The following is an 18,469-nucleotide window of genomic DNA, read 5'->3' as shown; positions in this document are numbered from 1 at the left end:
TCATCGTTCCGTTCACCCTATTCAAAATAAATCAGTATTTGCACAAATATGGTGACCCGCCCTGGAAGCAGCCAAAGAAACCGGATTAAGAGTCAACGTTTTAATCAGGGGGTGTCTTTTCTGGAGAGCTCATTTTGGTAGAGAAGCGAAGGTGATTGAGCCAGCTTCCATATGGAAATAATGATGAGACAATAGACCATATTGGAGGAGCAAGACATGAGGCTTATCCGCAATAAGCGAATTACATACGGATGGCTGATACTCACGCTTTTAATCGCCGTATTGACGCTGCGTCTTGCATGGGTGCAGCTTGTGATGAAGCATCAGCGGGTTCCCGGCAGCCGGCATACGATGGTTGAGGCATCGCTGATCCAGAGGGAGCGAGGCATTGTGCTGGATTCCGGTCGCGGTCATTTTACGGATCGGAACGGAAAACCGCTCACGGGCAAGCTCATCTGGGCAGCCGTGATGTTTCCTGCTGGCGAGCAGGAACTAAAGAACTCCCATCACCAGTTAGTGAAGCTGGCCCGTATACTGGGAACGAATAAGGATCATTTGATACAGACCTGGGGTAAGTTAAAGGAACCAGAATTGTGGCATGGGGACAAATCCCTCATTCCTCGTTCCTTAACCAAAGATGAGATAACGCAGATTCAAGAGCTTGAACTTCCGAAACTCAAGGTTCTTCCCTATGAGCAGCGATACGGCAATCGCCAATCGGGAATGCAGTGGCTTGGTTTTGTGTCCGGTCAGCGTAAGGAAAGCCTGTTCTTTGACGATTATCCAGTGGTTACCGGAACCAGTGGATTGGAGAAAACGATGGATTCGTTGATACGGGGGGAAGGGCCGACCATTGTCTATTTTCCGGTTAACAGCACCAATGAAGTCATTCAGGATATCAAGCCCATGGTGAAGGCGCCTGACAATCGGTACTATCCGTTACGGATATCCACCACGATTGATATCGATATTCAACAAGGGATTGAGGCTATAACGGAGAAAGCGGGCATGAAAGAAGGGGCGGTTGTTGTGTTGGATGCCCGAAATGCGGATATCGTGGCCATGGTTTCAAGACCATTCTACAATCCGGAGCAGATTCATCCGAAGGATGGTCAGTGGGAGAATCGTGGGTTGAAGGCAGCCACACCAGGGTCCATTTTCAAGCTGGTCACGGCTGCAGCCATACTTGAGCATGGTTTAAGCTCTGAAGACGAACATTTCCATTGTGATGGCGAATACGGTAAGTTTGGAATGTCCTGCTGGAAAAAGGGGGGGCATGGAACGATAGATCTTCGTGAAGGCTTCGCGGAATCATGCAACGTTGTATTTGCTACACTTGCGGAGAGACTGTCCGCTCAGCAAATGGCGGATGCGGCCGCCGCACTGGGATTCGGGCAAACGGTAGGTTGGAAATCTCAGCAGTTTCTAGGTCTCCGTTCTTTTGCGCCGTTGGATCATGAAGAGAAGGGTACGGTATTTTCCAGCTCGGCTGACGCCTCAGATGCAGGTGTTAGAGTCCAGACAGGCATAGGCCAAAGGGATGCTGCCGTATCCCCGCTGCAAGCCGCCAATGCGATGGTAACGCTGCTTCATGGCGGGGTGAAGACCCAGCCCCGTATTTTACAGCAGATTCGGTATGCTAACGGACAATTGCTGCAAGATACGGATCCTTTACAGGAACGAACATCTGGAAAGGGTATTTCCCGGGAAACCTCTTCCATTCTGCTCGAGTGGATGAAGGACGTTGTCGAAGAGGGAACAGGCAGCTCATTAAAAAATCGCATATGGACTCTTGCAGGTAAATCCGGTACGGCCCAGGTAACAGTGAAAGGCCGTGCCCGAAACAACCAGTGGTTTGTCGGGTACGGCCCAGTGGAGAAGCCACGTTATGCCGTGGCTGTATTGGTTGAGAATCGAAACCCGAACAGCAGCAATCAGGCAACCGACATATTCGGTCAGGTTTCCGATTTCTTGGCTTCGGTTGAATCGGCTTCCGGCTCTGCGTAAGAACGGGACATGTCCCATGGAGACACATCGAATTCTTCGCTCGGCAGCCGGATCCACTGCTTCAGATATCCCTGCGTAAGCAGTTCCTTGATGAGAATCAGCAGGATGGGCGCCAGGATCAAACCGGCAACTCCAAAAATGGAAAGCGAGATCATCATAAAGGACAACATCAGGAATGCAGAGGATACGCCGATCGAGTTTCCTGTAATTTTAGGCTCGAGCAGCTGTCTGGAAATGACAACCACGGCAAGCAGCACGATCAAGCCAATGGCGAGTCCCGTGTTCCCGACGATGAACAAATAGGTAATCCACGGAATAAGAATAACGGGAACACCCAGCAGCGGCAATACATCGAACACGGCGCAGATGAGCGCAACGGACAGGGAATTTCCCGTACCTAATATCAGAAGTCCTATATATACAATAACAAAGGTAATGCTGACCAGCTTCATCTGAGCTTTTAAATAGGAGCCAATTGCCTTGAATACATTATCTTTGAGGAAAACAAAAGCCGTCTTGAGGGTTCTCGGCGTCTTGTCTTTGGCGATTCTCCGCCAGCTGCCGATCTCAGTGCTCAGGAAGAAGGCAAGGATAATCGCAACCCCGAAATTCGCGATGAACGAGGAGAACGACCCCATAAATCCGACGACATAATGGAAAAATGATTCTGCAGCACCTTGGGCAAAGGTAGTGATGTCTTGGAAATAACCGTTCAGACGTTCTGTCAGATCCGGTGGCAGGGCGTCGAGCCTGGTCTGCAGGAATACGAGGGTTTCCGAGAAATGTTTCTGGATCGTTTGGGTGTAAGCCGGCAAATTATCCTGCAGGTTCATGAACTGCGACACGATGAGAGCCCCTGCTCCGAATAGGACGCCCAGAATGACGAGCAGGAAGAGCAGAACGGATATTGCCGCGGCAAATGGTTTCGGGAGCCCCCTGCGGTGCAAAAATTTGGAGAAAGGCTCGATAATCAGGAAAACGAGGAAAGATAAAAACACCGGAGCCGCAATTTGGTACAGCTTGCTGAATATGAACATGATGAGGTAAACCGTAAGCACGATTAAACCTATATCAAAGGCGGTTCTCCAATATTTTTTATACAAGGGAAGCATAGTGGGATATCGGCTCCTTTATACTTTATTAATTGATATCATTGTACACGATTTGTGAAAAAAAAGCCTATTTCTTTAAGTGCTATGCTAAAATAATAATAGTGGGTTCATTAGAAAAAGAAATAAAAAGCGGGGAGTTAGCATGCAAACATTACTGCTATGGTTGTTTTACCTTTCATCTTTTTATGCATTTATTCCCGGCATCTTGACCCGGATATTTGGTTTCCGAGTATTTCGCAGGGGAACAGGCTCGAACGACTTTGCCTTAACCTTTGATGATGGTCCTGATCCGCTCTATACACCAAGACTTCTGGATCTTTTGAAGCAGTATAATATGAAGGCGACGTTTTTCCTGGTGGGTTCCCATGCGGAGAAGCATCCAGAAGTTGTAAAACGCATTCATAGTGAGGGTCATCTGATCGGGATTCACAACTATGTTCACAAGAGCAATTGGTTCATGCGGCCGGTCACTGTCCGTAAACAAGTCAAGCGCACGGATGATATTATTTACTCCATCACTGGTGAACGATCGAGTTATTACAGACCGCCGTGGGGAATCGTGAATTTATTTGATTTTGCCAAGAATACCGGCTGCCGGATCATCCTATGGTCCTCGATGTTTAATGATTGGCGGAGCAAGATCGGCGCCGACAAGCTGACCCAGCGAATGCTTTCCAAGCTTAACGGTGGTGAGGTTATGCTCCTACATGATTGCGGCACGACAATGGGGGCGAATCCCGATGCACCGGAGCAAATGCTGATCGCGCTGGAACGTGTTCTGAAAGTCGCAGAGCAGAAGGGAATGAGAAGCATCCGAATCGACGATATGATGGCGAAGGAAAGCAAAGCGAAAGCGAAGAAACTGTCTCCTCTGAAGCGTATGATTGTCTCGTTGTGGCTACTGTGGGAAAAAGGATTTCATGCGGTATTTGCGCTCAAAACGGTCTCGCCGGCAGATCCGATGCTGCATTTCCGAAAGCGCGCTTTTACCGGCAAAACGGTCGTGATGGAAGATGGCAGCCAGCTTGAAAAGGGAGACCAGGTGCTGGAGCTCCATTTTGATAACAAAAAATTGTTTGAGATCGGCAGCCGCTCCCGTTCGGAAGTGCAGCTCGCCATCAAAATGATTCGTGCCGTGCAGAATGATCTTCCTTCTCTGGCTAATATGGTATTGGAACGGCCTGAGTACAAGGATATCAAGGGATTGTATGCTGTAACCATGATTTCACGGGGACCGGAGCAATTCGGATTTCATGTCATGGATTTACCGCGGGGACTGTTTGCAAGCTCGTCCAGACTGTATCTGAAACTGCTGCTTAGCGTTATTCATCCGAAAGGGCAGGCCCGTCTTAAAGAGGGCAGTCAGATCATGGAGCCAAAAATGCTGATGATGCCGGTGGATGTTCTGATCGGGCGTTATGCTGAGAGTCAGATTCAGCCTCCATCCGAGGAGCAGCAGGAAATAGAGCAGGAACATGTGGCTGACCTGGCGGTTGCCGGTGCATCGCAGGGCATGTAGTTCATCGAATCGATGGTTTACTGTTATTATGTTGGATTATCTAATAGATGTAGCGTGGATATAAAAAAGGGGTTATCCCCGCAGGCTTCAATGCCTGCGAGGGATAACCCCTTTGCTTTGTACGAATATTAGATTTTCAATACGCCGCCTGAGCTGGCGTTCGTAACAAGCTTCGAGTAGCGAGCAAGATAACCGGTCTTCACTTTCGGTTCGAAGTCAACCCATTTGCTGCGGCGTACAGCCATTTCCTCGTCGGAAACGTCCAGCAATTGAATGGTCCGGTTATTCAGGTCAAGTTCGATGATATCACCGTCTTCAACGAAAGCGATAGGTCCGCCTTCCGCCGCTTCCGGCGAGATATGCCCGATGCTGATACCGCGGGAAGCACCGGAGAAGCGTCCGTCTGTGATCAGACCGACTTTGGCTCCGAGTCCCATACCTGCGATCTGTGAGGTCGGCGCCAGCATTTCCGGCATACCAGGTCCGCCCTTAGGTCCTTCATAACGAATGACAACCACATGACCTTCCTTGACCTTGCCGTTGGCAATTCCGCTAAGCGCCTCGTCCTGAGAGTTAAAGCAGATAGCAGGCCCTTTATGGTATCCGCCAACCGATGGGTCAACGGCACCGACTTTGATGATAGAACCTTCAGGAGCCAGATTGCCATATAGTACCGCGAGACCGCCGCGTTCGGAATACGGGGAATCGATCGGATGGATGACGTTCTGATCCTGGATTTCACAGCCCGCTACGTTCTCGGCCAGCGTCTTGCCTGTTACAGTGATGCGATCCCCGTGCAGTGCGCCCGGCTTCTTGAGAAGCTCATGCAGAACCGCGCTCACACCACCTGCCAAGTGTACGTCTTCAATAAAGTAATCCGAAGCTGGAGCCAGCTTGGAGATGTGAGGAACGCGGTCAGCAACTTCGTTGATCCGCTCCAGTGGGTAATCGAGACCGGCTTCTTGTGCGAGAGCCAGCGTATGAAGCACGGTGTTGGTGGAACCGCCCATCGCCATATCCAGCGCAAACGCGTTGTCGATTGCTTCAACGGTTACGATATCACGCGGCTTGAGGTCCATTTTGACGAGTTCCATCAATTGTTTGGCGGATTTCTTGACGAATTCTTTACGCTCTTCGGCGATGGCAAGAATGGTACCATTACCCGGGAGAGCAAGACCCAGCGCTTCGGCTAGACAGTTCATGGAGTTAGCGGTGAACATGCCGGAGCAGGAACCGCAGGTTGGACAACCGAATTGTTCCAGCTCCAGGAGCTCATCATCATTGATTTTGCCGACCTGGTGAGCGCCGACGCCTTCAAATACGGAGGTCAGGGACAATTTGCGGCCTTTGCTGTCCACGCCGGCTTTCATCGGCCCGCCGCTGACAAACACCGTAGGGATATTGACGCGCAGGGCACCCATCAGCATGCCGGGCGTGATTTTGTCACAGTTCGGGATACATACCATGCCATCGAACCAGTGAGCCGATACAACGGTTTCTAGGGAATCCGCTATGATCTCGCGGCTTGGCAGCGAGTAGCGCATGCCGATATGACCCATGGCAATTCCGTCATCCACGCCAATGGTGTTGAATTCGAACGGAACGCCGCCAGCTTCACGGATCGCTTCCTTCACGATTTTACCGAATTCCTGAAGATGCACATGACCCGGAACGATGTCGATGTAAGAGTTACATACGGCGATGAACGGTTTACCGAAATCCTCTTCCTTAACGCCTGCTGCACGCAGAAGGCTGCGGTGCGGCGCGCGGTCAAAGCCTTTTTTGATCATGTCTGAACGCATTTTTTTGGTTGTCATGATGTCGATTTCCCCCCAGATCTATTATAAAATTGTTACGCTTTAGCGCGGTCTTCCGGCAAAGCAGCCGGGTACCTGTAATCAGCGAATAGGTTTTAAATGAGTCTATCACAAAAAGGTAGGTTTTTCTACATGATATTAATAGGAAGCAATGGAAAGACGCCAGCTGCGATGGCATGCAAAGAGCCTGTTTCCCTTGGGTGGGATCAGGCTCCTTTTTGAGTGGTGATGCTATTTCTTGCCGCCTTTGCGGCCAATTTCCTGATAGAATTCACGATTATGATTCCGCGAGGTGGCTTCGCCGCCCTTTTGACCGATTTCCTGGTAAAACTCGCGGCTATGGTTCTTGGACGTCGCTTTGCCGCCTTTTTTACCGATTTCCTGGTAGAATTCTCGGCTGTGTTTTTTCGCGGTCGCTTCGCCGCCAAGACGTCCTGCTTCTTCGCGGGTCATCTTTCGATTGCTGCTTGTTGCCATCACAAATCACTCCTTTACCGTCGTATTTGCTATGCGTATATGTTACTTACCACGGCTTATTTGTCATGAATCAAAACATTCGACTAAAGATTGGTAAATTTCCATTTCGGATCGATTTCTTAGTCCGGCGTTATTTCCGCTTAAATCAGAGTTTATTTCATGGTTTAATAAGAGTATGATCAAGAATAGGATAGGGAGGTTTTTTAACTTTGCCGTTTGTTCAAGTGAAGGGACGAACTGTTCCCTGCAAAGGGATTTTGTTTGATAAAGACGGAACGCTGCTCCATTTTATGGCGCTGTGGGGAGGATGGGCCGATTATGTGCTCAAGTTCATGGAGGAACGGTTGGGATTAATGGGAGCCGGTTTCACGCTGCCTAAAGAGCAGGTGCTGGGCACTAAGCATGATGCAAGCGGACGTATGACGGGGTACGACGTTCAGGGTCCTCTCGCCATGGGTACCGTGGAGGAGACGAACGGGCTGCTGGCTTGGCAGCTGTACGCTGCAGGAATGCCCTGGAACGAAGCGATTATGCAGGTCCATCAGATTACGAAAAACGCCATGTATGAGGTTCGTCAGCAGAAGCCGGCATTCCCGATGCCCGGGCTGGAGAATTTTCTGAAGAAATGCAGCTTGGCGTCCGTGAAGATGGCCGTGGTTACTTCGGACGACACCTCTAATGCCAAGGAACAGCTGGAGTGGATGGGGCTGCACACTTCATTTACAGCCATTTTGGGAAGAGATCAGGTTCGAAGCGGCAAGCCGCACCCGGAAATGACCGAGACCGCTTGCCGTCTGCTTGGGATTATGCCCGAGGAAGCGGTGGTGATCGGTGACAGCAACGCGGATATGCAAATGGCGAAGCAAGCAGGCGCAGCTCTGGCTGTGGGTTTAATGACAGATGAAGGGGAACCTGTACATCTGACAGATGCCGATGTCGTCATATCCGATTATAATGAATTAGACGTGTACAGGTAGACGTGTTAATTTAAGGGCTGTACGGAGGTGTAAAAGAGTGGAGAACAGGGAAAAGATCGAGCAGTTGGCAACATGGATCGAAGCGAGCGACTACATTGTTTTTTTCGGGGGAGCCGGTACCTCCACGGAGAGCGGGATTCCTGACTTCCGTTCGGCGGCCGGACTATACCAGAGCGAGCACCAATCTCCGTATCCGCCGGAGGTCATGCTCAGCCACACTTTTTTCATGAAACATCCGGAAGTGTTTTACGACTTTTACCGAAGCAAGATGCTTCACCCGCATGCGCAGCCGAACGGCTGTCACCGGTTGTTGTCGAGACTGGAGCATGACGGTAAGCTGAAGGCGGTGATCACGCAAAATATTGACGGTTTGCATCAGACCGCCGGATGCTCCGAGGTGCTGGAGCTTCATGGCTCTGTGCACCGCAATTATTGCATGGATTGCTCCCGGTTCTACAGCCTCCAGGATATTCTGGACATCAAGGAAACCGTCCCGCGCTGCAAGGATTGCGGAGGACTGGTGCGTCCGGATGTCGTACTGTATGAAGAGGAATTGGATCAGAACATCATCATGCGCTCGATCCAGGAAATATCGACGGCAGATTTGTTGATTATTGGCGGGACTTCGCTGACGGTACAACCCGCTGCGAGTTTGATATCCTATTTTCATGGGAGCAAGGTAGCTTTGCTGAATGCAGATCCAACCCCTTACGATCACCGCGCAGGCCTTTTGATTGCGGATCGGATCGGTCAGGTCTTGACGCAGGTGGATAAGCTGATCAACACGTAACGGCGATAGCGGCGGACGCGCTGCTGCACCTATGACTGTAATCGTTTTCTTGTCAAAGGACGACCAAACACGATAAGATGGAATTTAGCAATGGACCTATCACTTAGAGAGGCAGGGATTGCAAGTGACCTATGTGGCTAGCGAAGACCGCTATGAAGGAATGAAGTATAACCGCGTGGGGCGATCCGGATTGAAACTTCCGGCGATCTCCCTTGGATTATGGCATAATTTCGGTGGTGTCGACACGTATGAAAACGGGCGTAATATGATAACGCGCTCCTTCGATTTGGGCATTACCCACTTCGATCTGGCGAACAATTACGGACCGCCTGCAGGCTCTGCCGAAGAGACGTTCGGTAAAGTTCTCTCAAGAGATCTTAAGGCATACCGTGATGAGCTCGTCATTTCGTCCAAAGCGGGCTATTATATGTGGCCGGGACCTTACGGCGACTTCGGTTCGCGTAAATATTTGGTTGCAAGTCTCGATCAGAGCTTGAAGCGTATGGGCCTGGACTATGTCGATATTTTCTATCATCATCGGATGGATCCGGAAACGCCGCTTGAGGAAACCATGGTAGCGCTGGACCATCTTGTTCGTTCAGGCAAGGCGCAATATGTCGGAGTCTCCAATTATTCGCCGGAGAAGACGCGGGAAGCGATCTCGATTCTGAAAAGCCTGGGAACTCCGCTGCTCATCCATCAACCAAGCTACTCCATGCTGGACCGCTGGGTGGAGAACGGACTGCTCGATGTCCTGGAAGAGAACGGGGTCGGAAGCATCGCCTTCACTCCGCTGGCTCAAGGACTATTGACCAACAAATATTTGAATGGCGTGCCCGGCGATTCACGCGCCGCAAGCGCATCCGTATTCTTGAACGAAAGCAATATCACGCCAGAAGTGCTGCGCAAGATCAGAGCTTTGAACCAAATCGCTCAAGCGCGGAATCAGAGTCTCGCCCAATTCGCTCTCGCTTGGGTCCTACGCGGCGGCCGGGTGACATCTGCCCTGATTGGGGCAAGCAAGGTGAGCCAGATCGAGGACAATGTGGCTGCCTTGAACAACCTGGAGTTCTCGAAGGAAGAACTGGATCGCATTGAAGCGATCCTGAAAACGGAGAACGCCTCTTCTGCGGAGGGATAATGATTACCACTAAGGATTGCATGCTGAACACATAACATAGATACCAAGCTACATGAATGGAGCGCCTCAGGATGGATGACAGACCTGACAGGCGCTCCTTTTTCGTTCAGATATATCGGGCAAACGATATCGTTAAGAAAGTGCGGATGATGAGAGGATATCCTTGCGGTACCTTGTAGGGGATCGACCGACGAGACGCTTGAACTGACGCGAGAAATAGAGCGGATCGGTGAGTCCAACGGATGCGGAAACCTGCTCGATGGACAAATCGGGACGTTCGCGCAGCAGCCGCTTGGATTGGTCGATTCTTAATTTAAGCAGATACGTAATCGGAGTCATGCCCGTTTCCTGCTTGAAGATGCGCGACAAGTACGCCCGGTTGTAGCCCAGGCTTGCGCACATTTGTTCAATCGAGACGGGATGGGCGTATTGGGAAGCCATATAACTGATCATCTGCTTCACCGTGCGCTGAACCTGCGGCTCTGCCAGCGTTAAACGGGACGGTCGGTCACTCCGGTTCATGATCTCGGCCCAGATTAAATGCATATAACCGATGGCGGCGATATGGGAGCTCTCCTCCCTGGATTGAAAATGGCTTTGAATGAGGGACACGTAGCCCGGAATCGGGTTGTTCTCCATGAGATGGAGGACAGGCTTTTCGGGGGTGAGTCCCGAACGGTGTACCCCTTCGCCGGCGTGTTCTCCATCAAAGGCGACCCATCGGTAACGCCAGGGATGGCTCGCATCGGATACATAACTGACAATCTGACCGGGATGGATCAGGAAACAGTCGCCGGGGCCGAGCTGATACCTGTCGGTTTCGGTTCGGAATATGCCATGTCCCGACTCGATGATATGCAATAAGTAATGATCGTATATTTTCGGACCCAATGCATGCTCCGGCAGGGTCTGGCTCTCGCCGGCGAATCGGACGTGAAGCGAATCGCTGGCTTGCTGCGCAGGATTGGAAGCAACAGAATAGGTTGGTTTCATTATTCATTTTCCTTTACAATAAGTTTGGGAAAAAGAGGAACTGTGAGGACAGCGTTGATTCTATGAATTTATTGTACCTCCAGAAGTCACATAAATCCATATGTAACGCACAAGATTTCATTATCGGTTAACGAGATTTCCATTATACTGAAGACAGTAAAACTACCATATGTACAGGATGGAGTGATGGGCAGTGACGACGGAACAGCTTATGGAAAGATTTATGGACAAGCACGGTGAGAGCCAGCATAAGGTTCGCATATTTAACGCGCCCGGCCGCGTGAACCTGATCGGGGAGCATTTGGATTATAACGGAGGCTACGTGCTCCCGGCCGCCTTGGAGTTTGGCACGACCTTGATTATAAGGCCTCGCGATGATAACAAGGTGAGCTTTTCATCCACCAATATCCCCTATGAGTTAACGATCAGCCTGGATGAGGATTATGGCTACAAAAGCGATCAATGGACAGATTATCCGGTTGGCGTCATAACGGAGCTGAATAAAATCGGCTGTAACCTAAGCAGCGGTTACGACCTGCTCTACCATGGGGATATCCCGAACGGCGCGGGTCTCTCGTCCTCGGCGTCCATCGAAGTGGTCACGGCTTACGCCTTCTTGAAGATGGAAGGCAAGGAGACGGATACGGTAGAGATTGCGAAGCTCTCGCAGCGGGTGGAGAACCTGTTCGTCGGCGTCAACTCCGGCATTATGGATCAATTCGCCGTAGCCAACGGCAAGCAGGATCATGCCATTCTGTTAATGTGCGATACGCTCGAATACGAACTGGTGCCCTTCCGGACCGGAGCTTACAAAATCGTGATTTCGAATACCAACAAACGGCGCGGACTCGTGGATTCCAAATACAATGAACGCCGCAGCGAGTGTGACCGCGCATTGGAAATTTTGCAGAAGGAGCTGCCGGCGTTATCGTATCTCGCTCAGCTGAATCCGGATCAATTCGCCAGCCTACAGGACAGCATCCGGGATGAAACCGTCCGCAGACGTGCCCAGCATGTCGTTGAGGAAAACCAGCGTGTGCATGATTCCGTGAAGGCTTTGAGGAACGGAGATCTGGAAGCATTCGGACAATTTATGAATCAGTCCCACGACTCCTTGCGTTATCTGTACGAAGTAACGGGCGACGAGCTGGATGCGCTGGTGGAAGAAGCACAGCGGATTCCGGGCACGCTGGGTTCCAGAATGACAGGAGCCGGCTTTGGAGGCTGTACGGTATCTCTCGTACACGAGGATGCGGTGGAGCGTTTCATTGCGGAGGTGGGGCAGCAGTACGAAGCCAGAACGGGACTGAAGCCGGACTTCTATGTATGCGGCGTAGGTCAAGGTGTGCATGAAGTGAAGGAGGGCGAATAATATGGCTATTTTAGTGACTGGCGGTGCGGGTTATATCGGTTCTCATACCGTAGCGGAGCTGTTGGAGCAAGGGGAAGAAGTTGTTGTGATCGACAGCCTGGAGACGGGACATCGCGAAGCGCTGCTGGGTGGAAAGCTGTATGTCGGCGATCTGCGCGACAAGGCGCTGCTGAAGCAGTTGTTCTCGGAAAACGATATTGATGCCGTTATCCACTTTGCCGCGAATTCACTGGTTGGCGAGAGCATGAAGGATCCGGTGAAATATTACGATAACAACGTATACGGAACGCTGTGCCTGCTGGAAGCCATGAATGAAGCGGGTGTCCGGAAGATCGTCTTCTCGTCAACGGCAGCAACCTACGGCGAGCCTGAGAAGGTGCCGATCGAGGAAACGGACCGTACGCAGCCGACGAACGTGTACGGGGAAACCAAGCTGATGATGGAACGGATGATGTCCTGGTTTGATACCGTGCTTGGCGTGAAGTATGTGTCCCTTCGTTACTTCAATGCAGCCGGATCGCATGCCAGCGGAAAAATCGGCGAGGATCACCGTCCGGAGAGCCATCTGATCCCGCTTGTCCTGCAAACCGCTTTGAAACAGCGCCCAAGCATCTCGGTGTTTGGCGACGATTATTCAACACCTGACGGCACTTGTGTCCGTGACTACATTCATGTCAGCGATCTTGCGAACGCTCATCTGCGCGCGGTTGATTACCTCCGCCGCGGAGAGTCCAGCAATGTGTTTAACCTTGGCAATGGACTCGGGTTCTCGGTTAAGGAGGTTATCGAGACCTCAAAGCAGGTGACGGGGGCTGACATTCCGGTTGTCATGGAGGCGCGGCGTGCCGGTGACCCTGCCGTGTTGGTAGCATCTTCGGATAAAGCGCGTACCGTTCTCGGATGGACCCCATCCAGAACGACGCTGGAAGAGATTATCGAGAGCGCGTGGAAATGGCACAGCAGTCACCCGGACGGTTACGGTGACAATTAATCCAAGGGGGACGATGACGATGAATGCAGCAACATCAGGAACTCCCGAATCCAAGCAGGTTCTTCATGCAATTGAAATGCTTGTGCGTTTTGCACTTCATAAAGGTCTTATCCAAGCAGCGGATGCGGATTACAGCCGCAATCTGCTGCTGGAGGATTTCGGGTTCAGCGAGCCGTACGGAGACGAAGTGAACGGCCCTGTACCGGATGGGCCGCAGGCTATGCTCGACGTGATGATCGATTACGGTGCAGCGCATGGAATGATTCCCGAGAATACCGATACGTACCGGGATTTGCTGGACGCCAAAATCATGGGTCGGCTCATGGCGAGACCTTCGGACGTAACGGCTCAGTTCCGGACGGTCCAGCAGGAGCAGGGGATCATTGCGGCAACCCGCCAATTTTACAATCTATGCATCGACTCCAACTACATTCGCATGGATCGCGTAGCCAAAAATGAATACTGGCGGCACGCCAGCCCGTATGGCGATATTGAGATTACCATCAATCTCTCCAAGCCGGAGAAAAGTCCGAAGGAAATCGCCATGGCTAAACTGCTGCCTCCGCCGGTTTATCCGAAATGCCAGCTCTGCCGCGAGAATGTCGGTTACGCAGGCAGAGTCAATCACCCGGCACGGCAAAACCTGCGCATTATTCCGTTGGAGCTAAACGGGGAACCGTGGTTTTTCCAATACTCGCCGTATGTTTACTATAATGAGCACTGTATTGTATTCCATCATGACCATGTGCCGATGAAGCTGACCAAAGAGACGCTTGCCCGCCTTTTGAGTTTTGTTGATGCTTATCCGCATTATTTTCTCGGATCGAACGCGGATCTCCCCATTGTCGGGGGCTCGATTCTCACGCATGATCATTTCCAGGGAGGACGGCATACCTTCCCGATCCAGAAAGCACCGAAGGTGGCCGGGTTTGCGCACGCGGATTATCCAGATGTATCCGTGGCCATCGTGAAGTGGCCGATGTCGGTGATTCGGCTATCCTCAAGCGATCGGAATTCGCTTCTTGAATGCGCGAACGGCATTTACGAGTCATGGAAAGTCTACAGTGATCCTTCAGCAGACATTGAAGCGTTCAGCGAAGTGGACGGAGAGCGCGTCCGCCACAATACGGTTACTCCGATTGCCCGCCGAAATGACGAGGGCATCTACGAGATGGACCTGGTTCTGCGGAACAATCGCACGAATGAGCAATATCCGGAAGGGATTTTCCATCCTCATCGGGAGATGTTCCACATCAAGAAGGAAAACATCGGCCTGATCGAAGTGATGGGGCTGGCGATCCTGCCGGGCAGGCTTAAGGAAGAGCTCGATCAAATCGCCGACATCTTGGCGGGGAACGAGGAACTGTACGCGGACAGCAAGGCTGCGGACCATCCGCTTGCCGTCCACGGGGACTGGATCGAGGATCTGCGTGGACAGGAAACAGCAGCGCTGGATAAAGCCGGGGCGATCGAGCTGATTCGCCGGGAGGTCGGCCACAAGTTCACGACGATTTTGGAGCATGCCGGGGTATATAAACAGACGGCAGAAGGACAACAGGCATTTCAGCGATTCCTGAGCCATATGGGATACGTCCCAGGCAGCAAATAGACATTCATTTATGGATAAATGATGTATTGAAGTTGATCATTATGCAAACAGCCGATCTTTCTGGAGAAGGACGGCTGTTTGTTTTGCATAAGGGGAATGGTATAGAATGAAAAAGCATGCAAGATAAAAAATAGATGCGAACCAGATGCGATGGAGGTAATGTACATGAGACCTTTTGTCTTTCATAATCCGACTCAGTTGATTTTTGGTAAGGGCAAGCTGAGCGCTTTAAGTGGTGAAGTGGCTAAATACGGCCGGAACGTATTGCTTGTATATGGTGGCGGCAGCATCAAGCGCAGCGGGCTGTACGATCAGGTTATCGCGTTACTGAAGGAAGCGAATGTGGTGGTAACGGAGCTTGCCGGTGTGGAACCGAATCCGCGCCTGTCGACGGTCCACAAAGGTGTGGCTTTGTGCCGGGAGCATAACATTGATCTTATACTGGCCGTTGGCGGCGGAAGCGTCCTTGACTGCTCCAAGGCCATCGCCGTTGGTGCTAAATACGACGGAGATATGTGGGATTTCGTCGAACGCAAAGCCGTTCCGCAAGCGGGTCTCCCACTTGGAACCGTGCTTACGATGGCTGCGACCGGATCCGAGATGAACGGCGGCTCCGTCATTACCAATGAAGTAACCCAAGAGAAGATGGGCTGGGGAAGCCCTTATGCTTACCCTGCATTTTCCATTCTTGACCCTGTACATACGTTCTCCCTTCCGCGGGATCAAACGGTGTACGGTATCGTGGATATCATGTCTCACGTATTGGAGCACTACTTCCACCAGGATACCAATACGCCGGTGCAGGACGGCTTCTGCGAGACGATCCTTCGGACCGTTATCGATACGGCGCCGAAGCTGGTTGAGGACCTGGAGAACTACGAGCTCCGCGAGACGATCATGTACTGCGGTACGATGGCGCTGAACGGCATGATCAATATGGGGATGGCCGGCGACTGGGGAACCCATAATATCGAGCACGCGGTATCTGCCGTTTACGACATTCCGCACGGCGGCGGCTTGGCGATCCTGTTCCCGAATTGGATGAAATATAATCGGAGTGCGGATCCTCAGCGCTTTAAGTCTCTTGCCGTGAACGTATTCGGGGTTGACCCGGCAGGAAAGACCGATGAAGCTGTCGGATTGGAAGGGATCGAAGCGCTTCGCAGCTTCTGGACTTCCATCGGTGCGCCAAGCACGCTGGGGGCGTACGATATTGACGACAGCCAGATCGAGGCAATGGCCGATAAGGCGATGCGATTTGGTCCTTTTGGCAACTTCCGCAAGCTGCAGCGTAAAGACGTCGTGGAGATTTATCGGATGTCGCTATAAGGGTTGTCCTGTCGTTATATGACAAGGAATTGAAATGGTTATAAAGCCTGCCGGTTCATGCCGTGCAGGCTTTTTTGCGGGTGTGTCGAATATAGATATGAAGAGATTTCCATACGTTTGAGGGAAATAATTGAAACTTTAGCAAACATTTTGCCGTATTACTTGTTATACACAGTAAGGGATTTCAGAGGGGGCAATCAACATGGAAGCGTTATATTGGGGCTGTCTGATCGGAGGCGTGATATTTGCCATCGTAACCGTGGTGCTTGGCGACATACTTAGCTCGGCGCTTGACGGATTGTTGGACTTTTTGTCAGTTGATTTTTTCAATCCGGTTGTGATCGCTGGAGGAGTCACCGTATTTGGCGGTACCGGAATCATGCTGACAAAATACACGGAATTGGCGGCAGGTGCCCATGTAACGCTGTCTATCTTAGCGGCTATCGTCATTTCGATTCTCGTCTATTTCGGGTACGTGAAACCGATGGAGAACAGCGAGAACTCGACGGGCTTCTCCATCAAGGAGCTGGCTGGGATGATCGGCGTTGTCACCGTACCGCTTCCTGCAGAAGGATTCGGTGAAGTGATGGTCAAGATTGGCGCAGGCAACACAACACACATCGCGTCAAGCTTTGATCGCCAAAATCTTCCCGCAGGAGTCCGCGTGGTGGTTGTTGACGTTGTTGAGGGTGTCCTGAGAGTGTCCGAACTGGAAGAACGAAAAGGAGAGGATTGATTCAATGCCAGAATACTTAGTAATTCCATCAATTGTTGTAGGTGTCATTGTAGTGTTAGGACTTGCGTTCTGGGCCCGTTACAAAACGGTGAGTCCGGATGAAGCGATGATCGTAACCGGTTCTTTTTTGGGAAGCAAAAATTTATCGGAGGATGAATCCGGCCGCAAAATCAAAATCGTTCGCGGCGGCGGCGCTTTTATACTCCCCGTATTTCAGCGCTCCGAATTTGTATCGCTTTTATCTCATAAACTGGATGTTATGACGCCTGAAGTGTACACGGAGCAAGGCGTTCCGGTTATGGCCGATGGGGTAGCCATCATAAAAGTGGGGAGCTCGATCGAAGACGTGGCAACAGCAGCCGAGCAATTCATGGGCAAGCCGATTGAAGCGCTGAAAGGCGAAGCACAGGAAGTGCTGGAAGGTCATCTTCGTGCCATTCTCGGTTCCATGACGGTAGAGGAAGTATACCGTAACCGCGACAAGTTCGCGCAGGAAGTTCAGGGTGTCGCTGCAAGAGACCTCAAGAAGATGGGTCTGCAGATTGTATCCTTTACCATTAAGGACGTTCGCGACAAGCATGGATATCTGGAAGCGCTGGGTAAACCGCGGATCGCTACCGTAAAGCGGGATGCGGAGATTGCCGAAGCCGAAGCGATGCGCGACGCGCGGATTCAAAAAGCGCGCGCGGAGGAAGAAGGACAGAAGGCCGAGGTCGTACGCGATACGAATATCGCGGAAGCCGAGAAGGAGCGGGAGCTGAAGGTCGCTTCCTTTAAGAAGGAGCAGGATACGGCCAAGGCCGAAGCGGACCAAGCTTATCATATCCAGGAAGCCCGTGCCAGACAGACGGCAGTTGAGGAACAAATGAAGGTTGAGCTCGTTCGTAAAGAGCGCGAAATCGATCTACAGGAAAAAGAAATCATGATTCGCGAGAAGCAGTACGACGCGGACGTGAAGAAGAAAGCCGAAGCGGATCGCTATGCCGTTGAGCAGGCGGCCGAAGCGGATAAGGCCCGTAAGATGCGCGAAGCGGATGCCTTGCAGTACTCCATCGAAACGCAGGCCAAAGCGTCTGCCGAACAGAAGCGGCTGGATGGTCTGGCCGTTGCGGATGCTGAGCGTGCCAAAGGTACGGCTGAAGCTGAAGTCATTCGCCTGCGCGGTATTGCCGAAGCCGATGCCAAAGAGAAACTTGCCGAAGCGTTCCAGAAGTTCGGAGAAGCTGCTGTGCTCGATATCATTGTAAAAATGCTGCCTGAGCTTGCCGGCAAGATTGCTCAGCCAATTTCGTCCATCGACAAGCTGACGGTTGTAGATACAGGCAAAGGCGAAGGTGCGGCTCGCGTGAGCAATTATGTGACCGAGCTGATGTCCACGGCGCCTGAAATGCTGAAGAGTGTGTCAGGGATTGATGTGGAAGAACTGATTAAGGGCCTGACGACGAAGAAAGCTTCTCCAGTCCAAAAGCCGGTAGCTGTGGAACAGGAACTTGTACCGGTACCTGTTGAGACAAGTGCTGCTAAGGAAGAGTAGAGCGAGCGGCAAGTAGGACTGGGATAGCGGTCACAGGCAGCGGTACGGCACTTTGGAGACTTTGG

14 protein-coding genes and 1 pseudogene are annotated in these 18,469 nt (G+C 51.5%); 11 read left to right on the top strand and 4 right to left on the bottom strand.

Features of this window, described 5'->3' with window-relative positions; all coding sequences use genetic code 11:
* Nucleotides 1-216: 216 nt before the first annotated feature.
* Complete coding sequence (locus tag M4D81_RS02985; protein WP_260064407.1) at nt 217-2,007, top strand: peptidoglycan D,D-transpeptidase FtsI family protein; 1,791 nt, start codon at nt 217-219, stop codon at nt 2,005-2,007.
* Here the strand turns inward: M4D81_RS02985 and M4D81_RS02980 are convergent.
* A complete protein-coding gene (locus M4D81_RS02980) occupies nt 1,956-3,119 on the bottom strand; it encodes an AI-2E family transporter (RefSeq protein WP_071222789.1) in 1,164 nt (387 codons plus the stop codon). The genes M4D81_RS02985 and M4D81_RS02980 overlap by 52 nt on opposite strands.
* Before the next feature lie 142 nt (nt 3,120-3,261).
* Between M4D81_RS02980 and M4D81_RS02975 the strand changes: the two genes are divergently transcribed.
* Entirely contained in the window at nt 3,262-4,638 is a 1,377-nt protein-coding gene (locus M4D81_RS02975; protein WP_260064406.1) for a polysaccharide deacetylase family protein, read from the top strand.
* A gap of 128 nt (nt 4,639-4,766) precedes the next feature.
* Here M4D81_RS02975 and ilvD read toward each other — a convergent pair whose 3' ends face one another.
* A complete protein-coding gene (gene ilvD / locus M4D81_RS02970) occupies nt 4,767-6,455 on the bottom strand; it encodes a dihydroxy-acid dehydratase (protein ID WP_260064405.1) in 1,689 nt (562 codons plus the stop codon).
* A gap of 237 nt (nt 6,456-6,692) precedes the next feature.
* Nucleotides 6,693-6,932, bottom strand: a pseudogene (locus tag M4D81_RS02965) (KGG domain-containing protein); the annotation flags it as partial.
* A 209-nt stretch (nt 6,933-7,141) separates the two neighbouring features.
* Here M4D81_RS02965 and M4D81_RS02960 point away from each other — a divergent pair.
* From M4D81_RS02960 to mgrA, 3 genes are all read left to right on the top strand, one after another.
* Nucleotides 7,142-7,909, top strand: a complete 768-nt coding sequence (locus M4D81_RS02960) for an HAD family hydrolase (RefSeq protein WP_260064404.1) — start codon at nt 7,142-7,144, stop codon at nt 7,907-7,909.
* Nucleotides 7,910-7,946: 37 nt separating this feature from the next.
* A complete protein-coding gene (locus tag M4D81_RS02955; RefSeq protein ID WP_260064402.1) occupies nt 7,947-8,699 on the top strand; it encodes an NAD-dependent protein deacylase in 753 nt (250 codons plus the stop codon).
* 124 nt (nt 8,700-8,823) lie between these two features.
* On the top strand, nt 8,824-9,840 hold the full coding sequence (gene mgrA / locus M4D81_RS02950; RefSeq protein ID WP_260064453.1) for an L-glyceraldehyde 3-phosphate reductase: 1,017 nt from the start codon (nt 8,824-8,826) through the stop codon (nt 9,838-9,840).
* 132 nt (nt 9,841-9,972) lie between these two features.
* Here mgrA and M4D81_RS02945 read toward each other — a convergent pair whose 3' ends face one another.
* Complete coding sequence (locus tag M4D81_RS02945) at nt 9,973-10,833, bottom strand: AraC family transcriptional regulator (RefSeq protein ID WP_260064400.1); 861 nt, start codon at nt 10,831-10,833, stop codon at nt 9,973-9,975.
* A gap of 193 nt (nt 10,834-11,026) precedes the next feature.
* Between M4D81_RS02945 and M4D81_RS02940 the strand changes: the two genes are divergently transcribed.
* The 6 genes from M4D81_RS02940 (at nt 11,027) to M4D81_RS02915 (ending at nt 18,404) form a co-directional block, all read left to right on the top strand.
* Entirely contained in the window at nt 11,027-12,205 is a 1,179-nt protein-coding gene (locus M4D81_RS02940; protein WP_260064398.1) for a galactokinase, read from the top strand.
* Between the two features lies 1 nt (nt 12,206).
* Nucleotides 12,207-13,196, top strand: coding sequence for a UDP-glucose 4-epimerase GalE (gene galE, locus M4D81_RS02935; protein WP_071222797.1), 990 nt, complete (start codon nt 12,207-12,209; stop codon nt 13,194-13,196).
* A gap of 19 nt (nt 13,197-13,215) precedes the next feature.
* Nucleotides 13,216-14,805 carry a UDP-glucose--hexose-1-phosphate uridylyltransferase gene (locus M4D81_RS02930; protein WP_260064397.1) on the top strand — a complete coding sequence of 530 codons (1,590 nt, stop codon included), beginning with the start codon at nt 13,216-13,218 and terminating at the stop codon, nt 14,803-14,805.
* Between the two features lie 165 nt (nt 14,806-14,970).
* Nucleotides 14,971-16,134, top strand: a complete 1,164-nt coding sequence (locus tag M4D81_RS02925) for an iron-containing alcohol dehydrogenase (RefSeq protein ID WP_260064396.1) — start codon at nt 14,971-14,973, stop codon at nt 16,132-16,134.
* A gap of 202 nt (nt 16,135-16,336) precedes the next feature.
* Nucleotides 16,337-16,870, top strand: a complete 534-nt coding sequence (locus tag M4D81_RS02920) for an NfeD family membrane protein (protein WP_260064395.1) — start codon at nt 16,337-16,339, stop codon at nt 16,868-16,870.
* 4 nt (nt 16,871-16,874) lie between these two features.
* The gene (locus M4D81_RS02915; protein ID WP_260064394.1) at nt 16,875-18,404 is read left to right on the top strand and encodes a flotillin lipid rafts scaffold protein FloT; all 1,530 of its coding nucleotides are present in this window, start codon (nt 16,875-16,877) and stop codon (nt 18,402-18,404) included.
* Nucleotides 18,405-18,469: the final 65 nt, after the last annotated feature.

The sequence above is a fragment of the Paenibacillus sp. p3-SID867 genome (genome assembly GCF_025142895.1).
Lineage (GTDB): Bacteria > Bacillota > Bacilli > Paenibacillales > Paenibacillaceae > Paenibacillus_AQ.
This window is presented reverse-complemented; position numbering and strand designations above follow the sequence as displayed.

Bases quoted from the DNA above. Each gene is read 5' to 3' on its own strand.
- galE (WP_071222797.1), top strand. From the start codon at position 12,207: ATGGCTATTTTAGTGACTGGCGGTGCGGGTTATATCGGTTCTCATACC.
- M4D81_RS02975 (WP_260064406.1), top strand. From the start codon at position 3,262: ATGCAAACATTACTGCTATGGTTGTTTTACCTTTCATCTTTTTATGCA.
- M4D81_RS02925 (WP_260064396.1), top strand. From the start codon at position 14,971: ATGAGACCTTTTGTCTTTCATAATCCGACTCAGTTGATTTTTGGTAAG.
- M4D81_RS02985 (WP_260064407.1), top strand. From the start codon at position 217: ATGAGGCTTATCCGCAATAAGCGAATTACATACGGATGGCTGATACTC.
- M4D81_RS02980 (WP_071222789.1), bottom strand. From the start codon at position 3,119: ATGCTTCCCTTGTATAAAAAATATTGGAGAACCGCCTTTGATATAGGT.
- M4D81_RS02920 (WP_260064395.1), top strand. From the start codon at position 16,337: ATGGAAGCGTTATATTGGGGCTGTCTGATCGGAGGCGTGATATTTGCC.
- M4D81_RS02930 (WP_260064397.1), top strand. From the start codon at position 13,216: ATGAATGCAGCAACATCAGGAACTCCCGAATCCAAGCAGGTTCTTCAT.
- ilvD (WP_260064405.1), bottom strand. From the start codon at position 6,455: ATGACAACCAAAAAAATGCGTTCAGACATGATCAAAAAAGGCTTTGAC.
- M4D81_RS02945 (WP_260064400.1), bottom strand. From the start codon at position 10,833: ATGAAACCAACCTATTCTGTTGCTTCCAATCCTGCGCAGCAAGCCAGC.
- M4D81_RS02915 (WP_260064394.1), top strand. From the start codon at position 16,875: ATGCCAGAATACTTAGTAATTCCATCAATTGTTGTAGGTGTCATTGTA.